The sequence below is a fragment of the Marinomonas sp. 63XJN7_7_ISO-PGPR-S23-202 genome, from assembly GCF_056173505.1.
Genome location: NZ_CM149677.1, coordinates 2,000,473 through 2,017,396, shown reverse-complemented (window position 1 = coordinate 2,017,396; position 16,924 = coordinate 2,000,473). Strand labels below are relative to the sequence as shown.

The 16,924-nt window shown below is 44.0% G+C and carries 15 protein-coding genes; 6 read left to right on the top strand and 9 right to left on the bottom strand.

The features are described from left to right. Window positions 1-191: 191 nt before the first annotated feature. Complete coding sequence (locus AC0VYG_RS09320) at window positions 192-959, bottom strand: undecaprenyl-diphosphate phosphatase (protein WP_475432033.1); 768 nt, start codon at window positions 957-959, stop codon at window positions 192-194. 441 nt (window positions 960-1,400) lie between these two features. Between AC0VYG_RS09320 and AC0VYG_RS09315 the strand changes: the two genes are divergently transcribed. From AC0VYG_RS09315 to arsJ, 5 genes are all read left to right on the top strand, one after another. Continuing rightward, complete coding sequence (locus AC0VYG_RS09315) at window positions 1,401-2,891, top strand: SulP family inorganic anion transporter (RefSeq protein WP_475432032.1); 1,491 nt, start codon at window positions 1,401-1,403, stop codon at window positions 2,889-2,891. Window positions 2,892-2,913: 22 nt separating this feature from the next. After that, window positions 2,914-3,762 carry a universal stress protein gene (locus tag AC0VYG_RS09310; RefSeq protein ID WP_475432031.1) on the top strand — a complete coding sequence of 283 codons (849 nt, stop codon included), beginning with the start codon at window positions 2,914-2,916 and terminating at the stop codon, window positions 3,760-3,762. 203 nt (window positions 3,763-3,965) lie between these two features. Further along, window positions 3,966-4,325, top strand: a complete 360-nt coding sequence (locus AC0VYG_RS09305) for a metalloregulator ArsR/SmtB family transcription factor (RefSeq protein ID WP_475432030.1) — start codon at window positions 3,966-3,968, stop codon at window positions 4,323-4,325. 26 nt (window positions 4,326-4,351) lie between these two features. Further along, window positions 4,352-5,368 (top strand): ArsJ-associated glyceraldehyde-3-phosphate dehydrogenase, encoded by a 1,017-nt coding sequence (locus AC0VYG_RS09300; RefSeq protein ID WP_475432029.1) that lies wholly within the window; start codon window positions 4,352-4,354, stop codon window positions 5,366-5,368. 63 nt (window positions 5,369-5,431) lie between these two features. Then, window positions 5,432-6,652, top strand: a complete 1,221-nt coding sequence (gene arsJ / locus AC0VYG_RS09295; RefSeq protein WP_475432028.1) for an organoarsenical effux MFS transporter ArsJ — start codon at window positions 5,432-5,434, stop codon at window positions 6,650-6,652. A gap of 67 nt (window positions 6,653-6,719) precedes the next feature. Here arsJ and AC0VYG_RS09290 read toward each other — a convergent pair whose 3' ends face one another. Next, window positions 6,720-7,181: an NfeD family protein gene (locus tag AC0VYG_RS09290; protein ID WP_475432027.1), complete on the bottom strand. Its 462-nt coding sequence runs from the start codon at window positions 7,179-7,181 to the stop codon at window positions 6,720-6,722. A 3-nt stretch (window positions 7,182-7,184) separates the two neighbouring features. Further along, the gene (locus AC0VYG_RS09285) at window positions 7,185-8,123 is read right to left on the bottom strand and encodes an SPFH domain-containing protein (RefSeq protein WP_475432026.1); all 939 of its coding nucleotides are present in this window, start codon (window positions 8,121-8,123) and stop codon (window positions 7,185-7,187) included. Window positions 8,124-8,330: 207 nt separating this feature from the next. Here AC0VYG_RS09285 and AC0VYG_RS09280 point away from each other — a divergent pair, with 207 nt between their 5' ends. Then, the gene (locus AC0VYG_RS09280; protein ID WP_475432025.1) at window positions 8,331-9,167 is read left to right on the top strand and encodes a helix-turn-helix domain-containing protein; all 837 of its coding nucleotides are present in this window, start codon (window positions 8,331-8,333) and stop codon (window positions 9,165-9,167) included. A gap of 21 nt (window positions 9,168-9,188) precedes the next feature. Here AC0VYG_RS09280 and AC0VYG_RS09275 read toward each other — a convergent pair whose 3' ends face one another. From AC0VYG_RS09275 to AC0VYG_RS09250, 6 genes are all read right to left on the bottom strand, one after another. Then, complete coding sequence (locus AC0VYG_RS09275; protein WP_475432024.1) at window positions 9,189-10,262, bottom strand: threonine aldolase family protein; 1,074 nt, start codon at window positions 10,260-10,262, stop codon at window positions 9,189-9,191. A 187-nt stretch (window positions 10,263-10,449) separates the two neighbouring features. After that, a complete protein-coding gene (gene glpK, locus AC0VYG_RS09270; protein WP_475432023.1) occupies window positions 10,450-11,973 on the bottom strand; it encodes a glycerol kinase GlpK in 1,524 nt (507 codons plus the stop codon). Window positions 11,974-11,997: 24 nt separating this feature from the next. Then, window positions 11,998-12,849 (bottom strand): MIP/aquaporin family protein, encoded by an 852-nt coding sequence (locus AC0VYG_RS09265; RefSeq protein WP_475432022.1) that lies wholly within the window; start codon window positions 12,847-12,849, stop codon window positions 11,998-12,000. A 376-nt stretch (window positions 12,850-13,225) separates the two neighbouring features. Continuing rightward, window positions 13,226-14,956, bottom strand: coding sequence for a putative bifunctional diguanylate cyclase/phosphodiesterase (locus AC0VYG_RS09260; protein WP_475432021.1), 1,731 nt, complete (start codon window positions 14,954-14,956; stop codon window positions 13,226-13,228). Window positions 14,957-14,966: 10 nt separating this feature from the next. Beyond that, on the bottom strand, window positions 14,967-15,392 hold the full coding sequence (locus tag AC0VYG_RS09255; protein ID WP_475432020.1) for a response regulator: 426 nt from the start codon (window positions 15,390-15,392) through the stop codon (window positions 14,967-14,969). Beyond that, complete coding sequence (locus AC0VYG_RS09250) at window positions 15,385-16,878, bottom strand: PAS domain-containing sensor histidine kinase (protein WP_475432019.1); 1,494 nt, start codon at window positions 16,876-16,878, stop codon at window positions 15,385-15,387. The genes AC0VYG_RS09255 and AC0VYG_RS09250 overlap by 8 nt, the downstream gene beginning before the upstream one ends. Window positions 16,879-16,924: the final 46 nt, after the last annotated feature.

Here is a 16,924-nt window from a genome sequence, read left to right as displayed (position 1 = left end):
TATGTGGTTTCCTAAATAAGACGATTAAATTTCTAATTAACGTCAGAGTAGGACATATAAAAAAATGCCGCTATTGTACCTTGGTACAATAGCGGCATTTTTTTTACACAATTCTTACTCTACATCATGAACACAAGCAATTTAACGCTTTAGCCCACGATAAAAAGGCAGTAATAGGTTGCTTACATCAATTAATGAGCAGTCATCAATATCAACACACCAAATAGGATTCGATACCAGCCAAATGCGACAAACGTAAATCGCTGCAAAAAGCTCATAAAGAGTCTCATCACAACATAAGCACTGATGAAAGCCACCACGAACCCAACGAGGAGTGGTATCCACTGCTCGTTAGCGAAGTCTTTATAGCTGGACAAGAGATCATAACCGGAAGCCGCAATCATCACAGGCAAGGCCAATAAGAAAGAGAACTCCGCACTCGCCTTACGACTCAAACCAACATACAAAGCACCCACGATTGTTGCACCAGCACGGCTTGTTCCTGGAATCAATGCAAATACTTGGGCGATACCAATCCATAAAGCTTGTTTAAAGTTGAGATCATCAAGCTCTACTACCTTAGGGGTTTTGTCTTTTATCACTCTCTCAGTAATCAAAAAGATGACCCCACCAACAATAAACATAGTCGCCACAACGGTAACCGAAAACATGTCTTTGATTTGGTGTCTAAATAAAAAACCGACAATAGCAACAGGCAAAAAGGCGACAAACAATTGAATCCATAAGCGAGTGTGCTGAAAAGTAAAGCGCTCTTTATAGTTAGCCACAACAGCTAAAATTGCAGCCAATTGAATGATAACTTCAAACGCTTTCGTGCCACTTGTTTGCTGCATCCCCAACCATTGACTAACAACGATCATATGCCCCGTTGAAGAGATAGGCAGAAACTCTGTCACCCCCTCAACTAACCCTAAAATGATACTTTGAATGAGATCCACAATACGATTCCAACTAGGTGATTAATACGAATAAAAAAAGCATAGGAACTATAAAGAAATATCTCTAAAATAAAAATGAAAAAAACGAGATAACAACGTAATTTTGCTCTTACTATTTCAATAGCCTGTTTAGGATGAGATTGTCCTAGACGAATTACCGTAAAGCAAAATCCCTTTCTTCATTAATTGCTATCAATTCGTCAAAACTCTATAATTCGCGCATGTTTAATTTTCACTGTATAAGTGTGGTGTGACGCGTTACCAAATCGCAACACATAAAGCACCTCCCCATCGCATGTCACCAAACGGTCATCATGCAGATGTCATAGTCTTATGACGACAAATTTCCGTTCATGCCGAGAAAAACAGAATACGAACCACAGACATTTAAGTTTGGTAATGCATGACCTTAGTTAAGAATAGCGATTTAGAAGGTAGTAAATGATCGAATCAATAAAACGAGACTGGTTCTCAAACATCAAAAACGACACCCTCTCTGGTACGGTTGTCGCCCTCGCCCTCATTCCCGAGGCCATTGCTTTTTCCATCATTGCTGGTGTTGACCCAAAAGTTGGTCTTTACGCCTCATTCTGTATCGCTGTTGTCATCTCTTTCTTTGGTGGACGGTCTGCCATGATTTCAGCGGCAACAGGCGCCATGGCACTGGTAATGGTTAGCCTTGTCAAAGAACACGGTCTTCAGTATATGCTTGCGGCCACCATACTCACTGGTGTTTTTCAAATTATCGCAGGGTATTTAAAACTGGGCAATCTCATGCGCTTTGTCTCCAAATCCGTTGTGACGGGTTTTGTGAACTCGCTGGCTATTTTGATTTTTATGGCGCAACTTCCCGAATTGACTAATGTAACATGGGTGGTGTATGCAATGACTGCTGCAGGACTGGGGATTATCTATCTATTCCCCTATGTCCCCGTCATAGGAAAATCATTACCGTCCCCATTGGTCTGTATTGTCGTTCTGACTGTCTTCTCTATTTATAATGGGCTAGACATTCACACGGTCAGCGATATGGGATCACTACCCGATTCGTTACCAACTTTTTTGATACCAAACGTACCATTTAACTTAGACACGCTGTTAATCATCCTACCCTATTCTCTTAGCTTAGCTGTTGTTGGTCTACTCGAATCCATGATGACCGCAACCATCGTCGACGAACTCACTGATACTGGCAGTAATAAAAACCGTGAATGTAAAGGCCAAGGGGTTGCCAATGTCTTCACTGGCTTTATCGGAGGTATGGCAGGGTGCGGCATGATTGGCCAAACGGTTATTAACGTAAAATCTGGAGGACGTGGCCGTTTATCCACCTTTATTGCAGGTTTGTTCTTATTGATCATGGTGGTGTTTCTTGGCAAATGGATCGGACAAATTCCAATGGCGGCATTAGTTGCTGTCATGATCATGGTATCCATCGGTACTTTTTCTTGGGACTCCATCATTAATTTAAAAAAACACCCTATGTCGACCAATATCGTGATGATTGTCACCGTCTGTGTTGTTGTCGCTACCCATAACCTATCGATTGGTGTGCTCGTCGGCGTTTTATTGGCTTCTCTTTTCTTTGCCAATAAAATTGGGCGTTTTATGGTTGTTAAAAGCGACATAGATGAACAAGGGGCTCATCGAACTTATAAAGTCGTTGGGCAAGTATTTTTTGCTTCCTCAGATCAATTTAATTCGTCTTTTGACTTTAAAGAAGCCCTTGATAGCGTCACTATTGATCTATCTGACGCACACTTTTGGGATATCACGTCCGTCGCCGCTTTGGATAAGGTGGTCATCAAATTCCGTCGTGAAGGTGCCGAGGTCAATGTTATTGGCTTGAATGAAGCCAGCGCCACGGTGGTGGACAAATTTGGGGTGCACAACAAACCAGAAGAAGCAGACAAACTGTTGAACGGCCACTAAGACGCTCACAAGGAGAACAAAAATGACAAATGTAATTGCCTGTATTGATGGTTCTTTTCTGTCGGAATACGTAACAGACGCTGCAGTATGGGCGGCCACTAATATTGAGTCACCATTAACATTCTTACATTCGCTAGAAAAAAGCATGACGTCTAACAGCGACCTATCAGGTTCTATTGGTTTGGGCAGCCGAGAGCATCTCCTTGCTGAGCTGACAGAACTGGATGAGAAACGTGCAAAGCTCGCTTTAGAACATGGCAAAGACATGCTCCATAAAGCAAAAGCCCATGCCGAAGAGCAAGGGGCTCAAAATGTCAGCATTATGCAACGCCACGGCGATTTGGTGGACACGCTAATCAGTCTAGAATCTTCTACAAAATTAGTCATCCTTGGACGTAATGGTAGCGAACACGCCATGTCAGCCAACACAATCGGCTCTCATATTGAACGAGCGGCACGGGCGTTACATCACCCTATCCTGATCACTGTTGGGGAGTTCAAAACACCGAGCAATTTTATGATTGCCTACGATGGTCGTGAAGCCGCTGACAATGCCATTGCTCGTATCGCGCAAAGCTCTTTATTGAAAGGACTGACCTGTCACATGGTCATGGCAGGAGAAGACACCCCAGCCAGAAAAGAAAAGTTCGCCAGAGCTCAGGCTATTCTGGAAGCAGAAAACTTCAAGGTAAATGCATCTTTGATCGCAGGTGATATTTATCCAGTTTTGACTCAATATCGAAATGAAAACAACATCGAACTCATGGTGATGGGAGCCTATGCGCACTCAAAAGTGCGTCAATTTTTTGTTGGCAGCAACACCAGTAAAATGATCATCGAAAGCGATATTCCATTGCTCATCTTGCGCTAGTATAGACAAGTAGTCATCCTCCCATAGAACAATGGGCAGCATGTTATCGTCACGCTGCCCATTGTTAATGTTTACGCCCACTCCCTTTTGACATGATATAAATTGTCATCAAAACGTCACGCTTCCCATTGATAAAATCTGCTATATTCGATTTTCCATATATATGAAATTTCACATATAAACTAAAAGCCGTGCCAAATACTATGTTTGAAAAGACACCCCTTGATCCAACAATTTTTTTTAAGGCCATTGCCGACGAAACCCGTTTGCGTTGTTTATTACTCATTGCTCATTATGAAGAACTCTGCGTGTGTGAGCTGATGGCCGCCCTGAGAGAAACACAGCCCAAAGTGTCGCGTCATCTTGCGCAACTGCGAAAAGCTGGCCTACTAACAGACAGAAAACAGAGCCAATGGGTATTTTATTCCCTTAACTCACTCCCTCAATGGGCGCATGACGTCATTACCGTCACCCTTGAACACCAGCAACACTGGTTAAAGGGTAATTTTCTTCAACTTGAACAGATGGGTAGCCGACCAGAGCGACTCGTTACCTGTTGCTAACCACGCCATAATATTAGGAGATAACCATGACTATAAAAGTAGGCATAAACGGTTTTGGCCGTATGGGACGACTTTCTTTTCGTGCCGCATTTGACTGGGACGACATTGAGTTTGTACAAATCAATGACCTCCAAGGCAATGCGGCTACTTTAGCGCACCTCGTCAACTTTGACTCCGTTCATGGGCGTTGGCAGCATGAAGCAGGCAGCGATGGCAACAATCTCATCATTAATGACAAGATTATTCCGTGCACACAACACAGCACCATTGGGGCAACAGACTGGTCACAATGCGATGTTGTCATTGAAGCTACAGGCGTTATGAAAACAAAGTCAGCCCTACAAGCCTACTTAGACCAAGGCGTAAAACGTGTGGTCGTGACGGCCCCAGTCAAAGAAGAAGGCGTGCTGAATATCGTTATGGGCGTGAATGATGGCGATTACGACCCTCGCTTACATCCAATCGTGACAGCCGCTTCATGCACCACCAACTCACTTGCACCTATTGTCAAAGTATTACAGGAAGCCATTGGCATCAAACACGGCTCCATGACCACCATTCACAACATAACCAACACCCAAACCATCATTGATGCACCACACAAAGACCTACGCAGAGCACGCGCTTGCGGTAGCAGTTTGATTCCAACCACAACGGGATCAGCAACGGCTATTACCCATATTTTCCCAGAGCTAAAAGGTAAATTAAACGGTCATGCTGTACGTGTACCGCTGACCAATGCCTCGTTAACCGACTGCGTGTTCGAAATGGAGCGCCCCACCAGCGCAGAAGAAATCAACCAATTATTAAAGATGGCTAGCGAACAAGGGCCTCTTAAAAATATTCTGGGTTATGAAGAGCGCCCCCTAGTTTCCATTGATTACCAAACCGACCCTCGCTCAAGCATTGTCGATGCATTAAGCACACTCGTCATCAATCACACTCAAGTGAAGCTCTACGTTTGGTATGACAATGAATGGGGCTACGCCAACCGAACCGCCGAGCTGATGAGAGAAGTTGGCCAATTAGACCAAACACTTTAAGTCTAGGCTCACTGAGCAAATGACCTATCGTTTCGAATAGTCAGAGAAGAAAGTAAAACAACCATGCTATCACAATTACCAAAAAGCGTTCGTCAGTACCTGATCGTCACGGGAAATTACTGGAGTTTCACCCTAACCGACGGCGCATTGCGCATGCTGGTTGTCCTCTACTTTTATCAACTGGGTTACGGCGCTCTGGACATTGCCCTGCTCTTCCTCTTTTACGAGTTCTTTGGGGTGCTAACCAATCTATTTGGTGGCTGGCTTGGAGCAAAATGGGGACTCAATCGCACCATGAACATTGGCCTTTTCATGCAGGTTGTCGCCCTTAGCATGCTCTTATTGCCAGCAAGCTATTTATCCATTCCTTGGGTCATGGCGGCACAAGCGTTATCCGGCATCGCAAAAGATCTCAACAAAATGAGCGCGAAAAGTGCCATAAAAACACTTGTTCCTAAAAATGCCAGTAGCACTTTATACAAATGGGTTGCGCTATTAACAGGTTCAAAAAATGCACTTAAGGGGGTGGGCTTTTTTCTAGGGGGGTTCTTACTCAGTGCCATTGGTTTTCATCATGCTATTTTAAGCATGGTAATTGGCCTTGGCATCGTATGGCTTGCCAGTTTATACCTACTCAAAGAGGATTTAGGCAAAGCGAAAAACAAGCCCAAGTTCTCGCAAATGTTCTCCAAAAGCAGAGAGATCAATATCTTATCGGCCGCCCGACTGTTTTTGTTCGGCGCTAGAGATGTCTGGTTCGTCGTTGCCATCCCCGTCTATTTAACCAGTCAGTTCCATTGGGATCACTGGCGTGTCGGCAGCTTTCTTGCTCTGTGGGTAATCGGCTATGGCCTCGTACAAAGCCTTGCCCCTCACCTCACAGGCAAAAAGCAGAACCAAACGCCAAGTGGCAGTCAAGCCAGATTTTGGGCGATATTATTAACCCTAACGCCTGCCGCAATTGCCATCGGCATGCAAAACTTTGATCAGACACTAGAGATTTTATTAGGTGGGCTCATCTTATTTGGTGTTATATTCGCGATTAATTCGTCATTACACAGCTACTTAATCGTTCACTACGCCAGTGAAGATGGCATCTCATTAGATGTGGGCTTCTATTACATGGCCAATGCGATGGGAAGACTCATCGGCACTGTTTTATCCGGTTGGGTGTACCAAGATGATGGCATTATTCCTTGTCTTTGGGTGTCCTTTGGTTTTCTTGCCCTTACCAGCCTTATCTCGTTCTGGCTACCTAAAGACAGCCACACGATCCATAGATAGCAACTCATCAACACCAAGTAGAGTATTTAACCTGAACCTACTTGGTGTTTCACTCAAAGCAAGGCATTTAGTTCGACTCTACGGCTTTAATATGAAGCGCACCAACTTCTGCTTCCGTCACTTCAACCCGAGTTCCCGCTTCAATTGTCTCGTTGCTGATCAAGGACCAAGTCACTCCAGAATAATGATGAGTCGCTAATTGCGTTGGAGACACAGTGTCCTGTAAAACAAATTGATAACCGACAAAGTCACTTTTGGTTTTTTTTGAGCTCACATTTGACTGCATTCGTTTGAGCGGTCGCCATAAAATGATCGCCGCAATCACAGTAAACACACCCGTGCTCAAAAATGCACTTAACACATCCTGAGGGAGTATCCCAACGAACAATAAAGCCCCTGTCACCATTGCAGACAGACCGACAAAAAACAGCACAAAAGTAGAAAACCCTAGTACAGCGACCTCAATGACCAGCAGAATAAGGCCCGCAACAAAAAAGCTTTGCGCCAAATTGTTGATAAACCAATCCATGACCTAACTCTCCTTCGTCATTTTTTGAATAATTGTCATGGCTTGTGCAACAACAGCAGAAGCCTCCGTCGCCCCATCAGGCAACAAGACAACAGACGATTCTTTAGCGATTGCCCGTTTCGCTTCAATGGCCTTACTCGCTAAATCCAGTTGAATAGCTTTTTGTCCCTCTTCTGTAGCAGCCGCTTCACCCACTTGACGCAACGCCTCAGCTTGAGCTGATGCCACAGCAACGATGGCCTTTGCTTCACCTTCGGCACGCAACACCTGTTCTTCCTTATCCGCTTCTGCCGCTAATACCACAGAGGCTTTTTCACCTTCGGCACGATTAATCGCCGCTTGACGATCCCCTTCTGACTCTAAAATTTGCGCACGTTTCACCCGCTCTGCTTTCATTTGTGCTTCCATCGCTTCCATAACGGACTGCGGTGGCACAATGTCTTTGATCTCATAACGGAGTACTTGAATTCCCCATGGACCGGACGCGTCGTTAATCGATGCTACAATATTGGTATTTAAAACATCACGTTCTTCAAAGGTTTTATCCAATTCCATTTTACCTAACTCAGACCGCATTGTTGTTTGCGCTAATTGAGTGACGGCGAAAACATAATCCTCTACCCCATAAGTGGCTTTATAAGGATCTAACACGCGAAAATACAACACCCCATCAACACTGAGGGAAATATTGTCTTTTGTAATGGCGCTTTGTTCAGGCACATCCACCGCCTGTTCTTTCAAAGAGCGCACAGCTGAAATACGATCAATAAACGGCAAAATAAAGTTCAAACCAGCCTCTTTGGTGGATTGATACTTACCAAAACGCTCAATCACATAAGCCTGATTTTGAGGGACAAATTTGATCGAATTTTTTAATAAAACGACCGCTAATACAAATATTAAAACCTGTACGTTCAGTACATAGTGAAGTAGATCTTCCATCGTTATCCTTCCTTAAACACGCAATTTGAGCCTTATTATTGACCCACAACGAGCAATGCACAAAAATACAAGCAACATGCTCCATTCATCGATACCATAGTAGGCTGGTTTAATGCACAAAGTCATTAACAAAAGCACATTTCAAAGTAAAACGATTGTTACCACACGAATGCACTCACTGCATTCAGACAATAAAAGAGCCTCTTTATGACCTCTAAGAGTTCGATCCGATATCAACATATTGAAGATTTTCAGGGCTTAGTCATCAGCGAAGCTTCCCTTAGCTTGTTAGATTTCCAGCCCCACTTCCATCTTGATTTTCATATTGGCTTAATAACAAATGGCGTGTTTCGACAAACGCATAAAGGTCAGTCGATGGATTTTTCACAACAGCACATTTGCTTTATGCCGCCGGGAGAGGTGCACGATGGACGCGGTGTTGGCAATGAGCGACATCAGCTCACGACCTTTCGAGTTCCGCCCATTTTATTGCAGACGGCCTTGTTAGACAGACACCCAGATTCATTAACACCGAATATTGAAAGCTTTGCTCCTGCCGTAATTCACCATGGGACGCTTGCTCAGGCTTTTAGTAAGCTTAGTCAGGCACTAAAGCCCGATAGTCAAGCAAGCCAACTATACAAAGATAGCTTGTGGACCAACGTATTAGCAGAACTCTTCACATTGCTCGATAAAACACCCAAACAGGAGCCGCACTGGGGATTAAGTGATCAGCAACTAGGTCAATTACGGGACTACTGCGACAGTCATCTCGAACAAAAAATCACGTTGGATGAACTAGCCCATTTAACGGGTCTCACTCGTTTCCAATTTATAAGGCACTTTCAGAAACGAACAGGTCTGGCACCACATGCTTGGCTACTAAGACTAAGACTGGAACGTGCTTGCACTCAGTTAAAAGACACGAAAAACAGCCTAACCGACATTGCTGCCAATGTCGGCTTTTATGATCAAAGTCACTTTCACCGTGCCTTTAAAAAAGCTTATCAAATTGCGCCATCGCGTTATCGCTACGGCGCATAAACAATGGTTCACAAACAACGATTATACAGTGCGTTCAGCAAAGGACTTGGCAGCATGAATGAACGCATCAACACCTTCTTTTGGGGTTCTAAAAGACGTCACTAAGCGAACCACACCTTCTTCCCAACGCCCACCATAAAAAGCAAAACCTTCAGAATGCAGGTGATCAATCATGGCCAAAGGCAAGGTGCAAAACAACATATTCGCCTGGGCAGGCGTATTAATTTTTACACCCGGTATGGATTTTAGCCCTTCTTGCATATGCGCCATCATCGCATTCGCGTGAGAGGCATTGGTTAGCCATAAATCGTCTGTCAGATAGGCAATCATCTGGGCCGATAATAAGCGCATTTTCGAATGCAAATGTCCACCGCGCTTACGACGAAAAGCCAATTCCTTCACAACCCTATCAAAAGACAACCCTTTCTCTTCAAGGGGTTGCTTAAATACCACAATAGCTTCCGACGCCATGGTGCCATTCTTCGTCGCGCCAAACGAGACAATATCCACTCCCGCTTTCCATGTCATTTGCGCGGGAGTACAGCCCAATGATACCAGCGCATTAGCAAACCGTGCACCATCCATGTGAACTGGTAACCCTGCCCCTTTTGCTACACTGGTTACAGCGCGAATCTCTTCTAATGAATAAACACTCCCCACCTCAGTCACTTGGGAAATACTCACCGCAGCAGGCTGGCAAGAATGCACATCGCCAATTTTCTGAGTCACCGCCTTTTTTAACCACTCTGGATCAATTTTAGCGTTTTCACCCTTAATACCAACAAAGCGCGCACCACCAGCATAAAACTCCGGAGCGGTATTTTCATCTTGCAATAGATGGCTTTCTTTGTGGCACAAGACACTCCCCCAAGGTGGCGTCAACGCACTGATACTCAACACATTTGCCGCCGTACCAGTAGACACTAAAAAAACCTCAACCTCACACTCGAACAATTCAGACAACTTATGAGTCACCAGCGCAGTGCTCTCATCATTCCCGTAAGGCATAGCATCCCCTTGAGAAGCCTCTATCATGGCTTGAAAAACCGACTCAGAGGCACCGGCAATATTATCACTGGTAAACGCGACCTTCATTGAACTACTCCTTGATTGATTCTTTGTAAGCATTATCATGCCAGCTAATAGCAAGAATGACTTGGATTTTTGTGCAGGCATTTCATTTCGTAGCGATTAACGTCGTTAACTAACCAATAAAAAAGCGAGTATGCATCAACATACTCGCTTTTTTATTTTCTGGTACATGTGAGGTAAGTGTTAAAACTTATTCCTCGTCTTCTTCAGCCCATTTTAGTGAGCGAGAGACCGCTTTTTGCCAACCTTTATAGCGCTTAGCGCGCTCTCCATCCGCCATGGCCGGCTCAAAGGTATGATCAATTTCGTAATTTTCTTGAATTTCGTCAATAGATTCCCAGAATCCCACCGCTAGACCCGCCAATAGCGCTGCGCCAAGTGCGGTGGTTTCCGTCAATTTGGGGCGTTCCACTTTGGTACCAACAATGTCCGCTTGGAACTGCATTAAGAAATCGTTTGCAACCGCGCCACCATCAACTTTCAATGTGGCCAGCTCCATACCAGAATCCTGTTTCATAGCATCCACTAAATCACGGCTTTGAAACGCCACTGATTCAAGAGCAGCACGAACAATATGGTTACGGTTCACACCACGTGTTAGACCAACCATGATGCCACGGGCATGAGGATCCCAATATGGTGCCCCCATGCCCACAAAAGCCGGTACCAGATATACGCCATTGCTGTCTTCCACTTTCGAAGCAAAGTAATCGGTATCTTGTGCATCGCGAATAATACCCAGCTCATCACGCAACCATTGAATCGTCGCGCCTCCCATGAAGACTGAGCCTTCTAGCGCGTAATTCACTTCGCCTTTGGCGCCAACGGCCAAGGTGGTAATCAAACCATGTCGAGATAGTACGGGCTTGGTTCCTGTGTTCATCAGCAAGAAACAACCAGTGCCATAAGTATTTTTCGCCATACCTTCTTTGACACAAAGCTGACCAAACAAGGCAGATTGCTGATCCCCTGCAATCCCTGCTATTGGCACACGGGTACCATCTTTACCACCAATATTCGTATCACCGTAGATTTCGCTGGAGCCTTTAACTTCTGGCAACATGGACTCAGGAATGCCTAACTCTTCTAGCATTCGTTTATCCCACTCCAACGTTTTAATATTAAATAGCATGGTGCGAGAGGCGTTGGTATAGTCTGTAACATGCACTTTCCCACGCGTCATGTTCCAGATCAGCCAAGAATCTACGGTACCAAATAGTAATTCTCCGTTCTCAGCTTTTTCGCGAGCGCCTTCTACATTGTCGAGAATCCATTTTACTTTCGTACCAGAAAAATAAGCGTCTATGACCAATCCGGTGTTTTCACGGACATAATCTTCTAAGCCGCGAGCCTTAAGCTCATCACAAATATCAGCAGTACGGCGACATTGCCACACAATCGCATTATAAACAGGACGTCCAGTATTTTTATCCCATACTACGGTTGTTTCACGCTGGTTAGTAATACCAATCGCGGAAAGTTGATCAGGTTGAATGCCACTTTTCGCCAGCACCTCAGCTAATACAGAACTTTGGCTAGACCAAATTTCCATTGGATCGTGCTCAACCCAACCAGATTGGGGGAAATACTGGCTAAATTCCCGTTGAGACACCGCCACAATATGGGAATGTCGATCAAAAATAATGGCACGGGAAGAGGTGGTTCCCTGATCTAGTGCGACAATGTAATGTTTATTTTTAGCTTGCTCTGACATTGTTGTTCTCCTTATTGTTATGATTTATTTTTTTACTGCTGACGCCATCGAAACAGACTGTTCCAATTCAATTTTCTCTTCTATATTCGCTGGTAAAGAAGGGCTCACGAACCGTGTATAAATAAACGCTCCCAATTGCGCGCCTAAAATAGGACCAACAATCGGTACCCATGCATAAAGCATATGACGACCACCCGTCATCACAACATGCCCCCACCCCAGAAAATCAATCAAAAGACGCGGAGCAAAATCACGAGCGGGGTTCATTGCAAAGCCTGTTAACGGCCCAACAGATGCACCAATAATAGCGACGACTAACCCAATGAAAAGCCCTGCAAGGGGTCCCTTAGCACCACCATTTTTATCATCAGTCAGCGCCAAAACGCAGTACATTAATAATGCAGTGATACTCAGCTCCACTAGCATGGCATGAAAATAACTGATATTAGCATTGGCAAATGTGGTAAAGATGCCTGCGGTTTGCAAGCCTGAGGCGGTACCTCGCACAACATGATGCGCTAACTCCCATTCAGAAATCACCGGACCATACAGGAAGTATGTCAAACTGACTCCAAGCGCGGAACCAACAAACTGAGCAATGATAAAGAAAGGCACTTTGCGCCATTCGAACCCCATAAAGGTCGCAAGTGCTAAGGTGACGGCAGGGTTAATATGTGCCCCCGAGACACCAGCAACGGCATAGATAGCAATAGCCACCGCAAGCCCCCAGATAATACTAATCTCCCATTGCCCATATTGGGCACCCGTCGTGACCAAAGCGGCCACACACGCCGTACCGATAAACATAAATAAACCGGTGCCTATCGCCTCCGCAATGCACTCCCCCATCAAGGTAGGCTTAGCTAACTCTTTCATCTTAGTTATCCCCTGTATTTTATTATTATCTTGAACTGCAATGAGTCATTCACTGTCTGTATTTGTTTCGATATTTGATGATTTGTTTTCGTTATACAACGAATTTTCTATTTTCCACATAAAATTTTCGAAATACAACAAAAACGTTTTCGTTATCCCACTAATCTACCCACGAGTCAAGCATTGCAAATAGATTTTTTGCATTCACTCTATAATTTAGTACTATCAATAATTGAAATTTATAAGATTTTAGGCATGAGTTTTAGTTAGGCGCCATAAAAAGGCGTAGACAGGGAACGCACGGCAAAGCCTATCCCACATTGGGCGAGATAGTCATAGCAAAGAACAAGAGGAATATTTTTTAGAAAACAAATAGTTAATGTAACTGAGGGCCTTTATTGTATTGATCAATCCATTGCGTCATTTTGTCAGCAGACATAGGTCTAGCAATATAATATCCTTGTCCTAGATGACAACCTATCTCGATCAGCGATTGCATATGATCGAATGATTCAACACCTTCCGCTATCAAGTCGTATTTAAACGCCTGGCTAAGCTCAGCAACACAAGCAACAATCGCTCTATCGTCCTGATTTGACAGTATGTTCTGGATAAAGCTTTTATCGATTTTTAACGTGTTCAGAGGCAACTTTTTCAAATAATTAAGAGAGGAATACCCCGTACCAAAGTCGTCTAGTGCGACTCGAACCCCCAATTCACAGCAGGCTTTCACTACTTCAACGGCACTGTGTATATCCGCCATTGAAACAGTTTCTAAAATCTCAATTTCTAATAACTTTGGGCTAATGTTGGGCATGTTATTCAACAACCGCTCAAGTTGCTGAACAAACCCTTTGCTAAGCAAATGGGCTGGGGCAATATTGACACTGACAACAAGGTCTTCTCTGTCCCAAATGGCAAGTTGTCGCAACGCTTCTTCCAATACCCACTCCCCTATGACAATCCCTGTAGTGGGATGTTCCAACGCTTCTGAGAAATCACCTGGGTACAAAAAACCACTATTTGGATGATTCCAACGAATAAGCGCTTCAACCCCTTTTAAACGATGATTTACCATATCAACCTGCGGTTGGTAATGAAGTTCAAACTCATGACGAACAACACCACGCTCGGCGGCTTGCAAAATGGCTCTTCGTTCATGTAAGCGGCGCTCTTCCTCCGGATCAAAAAAAACAATGTTATTTCTGCCTAGGTTTTTCGCTTGATACATGGTTTGATCCGCCCGCCGGACAACGGTATCAGCGTCTAAACTATCATTGGAGACTAAGGTAACACCAATGCTTGCAGACACCTGAACAACGCTTTCAAATTCTTCAATCTCAATAGGCTTGTTAACGACTTCAAGTAACTGGTTAAGAAATTCAATACACTGCTCTTCATTCACAACACCGCGCAATAACAGTACAAACTCATCACCACCAATACGAGACAGAGTGTCGTTTTTTCGCATGATTTGCTTAAGTCGATCCGCAATTGTAATAAGAACGAAGTCGCCAATATCATGACCATAATTATCGTTCACGGGTTTAAAATTATCTAAGTCGAGGAATGCAACGGCGGTGGGATCTTCATCAACAATCGCCGCTTGTAAGTGTTTCAGCAGAAGTGGTCGGCTAGCTAATCCCGTTAAATTATCATAATGCGCCATATCGTGAAGTTTCTTTTCCAACTCTGCACGATGCACCGCACTGATGACAGCACGTATTAATTGGGGACTTTGTAATTGATTTTTCAATAGATAATCACTCGCCCCCAAACGCATGGCTTCTGCTGCAACCTCTTCATCACCAAGCCCAGTTACCATAATAACCGCACATCGATTTTCCAATGTAGTACGAATGCTGTTGAGCAAAGTGAGCCCTGAATTTATCCCTAAGCGGTAGTCAACAATGACACAGTCAAACTCACCCCCTTGCAGAAAATTCATGGAATCTTCCAAAGAAGACGCCTCAGATACAAACGTTTCTATGTCAGATTTAGCCAACATCCTACATAAACGCTCTCGATCCACATCGTCATCATCAACGATCAGTAACCTTAGCACATTAGCATCAACATCAACATCAAGGGTCTTTGAAACATCCATGCCTGCATCCTCAACCATTTAATTCCACCGCATTTTTATAGGCATTTAATAAGGTAGCTAATTTCGCAAATTGCGGTCCAACTTCAGACTTAACCATATAACCTGCAACATTGTTCGCATAAGCCCGAGAACGGTCAGTGTCATCATTTGATGTCGTCAGAATAAAAATGACCGTGTCTTGCAAATTTTTACTATCACGAATGTACTCTAAAAACTCAAAACCATTCATAACGGGCATATTTAAATCCAACAACACCAAAAAGGGTGACTTTATAACCTTATCTGGGTGTGTTTTTTCCAGTATTTCTATGGCCGTTTTACCCTCTTCCGCATGAATAATATCGATGTCCGGTGCGACTTTTCTCAGACTACGGGTGATCGACTCTGCTGACACATCATCATCTTCGACAATAAGAACACTTAATTCTTTACTCATGGGTATCTTTCCTTAAAAATCGCGGCCACCAAACATGGAAGGTAACGCCGCGTTGATGTTCGTTTTTCTCCACACTAACACGCCCCCCATGTGTTTCGACCAAACGTCGACTAACAGAAAGGCCGATGCCCGTTCCACTTCGTTCACTGGATGTCACCGTTTGAAATAAACGGAAAATACGTTGATACGCGGCTTCTGGAACACCAGGCCCATCGTCACAAACGCTAAAATGGCAAAAACTATTTTCGACCATGCAACGCACGACAATCGTGCCCGATTCCTGATCATGATGCTTAATGGCGTTACTGATTAGATTACGCATCACCGTTTCCAGCGGAGTCCATACCGACGTAAAACGCTCAAACTGGACATCTCGTATTATCTTAATCCCTTCGGGCACCTCTAATAATTCGACGATATTATCAAGCAGTGTATTAATGTCGATTTCCTGAATGTTAGACTCGACATTGCCTGCTCGTGCATAAGTCAATAAATTGTCGATGAGTTGTTCCATCCGCTTAATGCGAACATCAATTCGATTGAGATTATGGGTGACATCTGGAAGTGCGTCAGGACCAAGGTCTTCTTTAATCCATTCAAGCAAATCCGCAATCCCCCGCAACGGCGAACGCAAATCATGGGACGCAACATAAGTAAACTCTTCTAAATTGGTATTGGTTTCCCGCAGCTTTTGTTCCATACGTTTACGCTGTGTGATATCCAATAAAGAGACTAGCACCATGTCATTATTGTCTTCGTCTTCAAAGGGACTGAGCCCTATTTCCACAGGAAACTCACGACCATCTTTATGCAAAGCGGTCAAATCTCGTCCCACCCCCATCATTCGAGGCATGGGGTTTTGATGAAAGGAACGACGCAAATGATCATGGTTTTTTCGATAACGACTTGGCAGCAACATGGCTAAAGGTTGATTCAACAACTCATCCGAGGTATAGCCAAAACATTGACACAACATACTATTCGTTAAACGAATCACGCCATCAGAATCCACAACCAGCACACCATGAGGCGCATCTTCGATGGATCGTTGAAACATATTTCTCGCACGATCTCGCATGGAAAGATCGATCAAAGTCGCTAAAACAAAGGTTTGGCCTTTCTGTTCTATCGGGTTTAAACCAATTTCTATTGGAATGTGCTTGCCGTCTTTACAGCGCGCAAACAGAGCCTGCCCTTTGCCCATTTTGCGTTTGTGAGGATGCTTGAAAAAGCCTTGCATGAGTTTTTTATGGTTGGTTTGAAACTGACTAGGTAGCAACGAGTCAACATCCATACCAACAAGCTCATCTGTTGAATAGCCTAATATGTCTGATAAAGTCTCATTCGCTAAGAGAATAACAGAATCTGTATTCACCACCATGCCGCCCATCGGCAAATAGGTTAGCAGTTGAGAAAAAAAAGATTCGTCATCTAAGTCATTATTCTTTAATATTTTTTTTCCCTCTTTGACGTCACTTTTTGTCATTATCTATTCCATATAATAATTTGTTATAGATTAATGCAGGGATGAT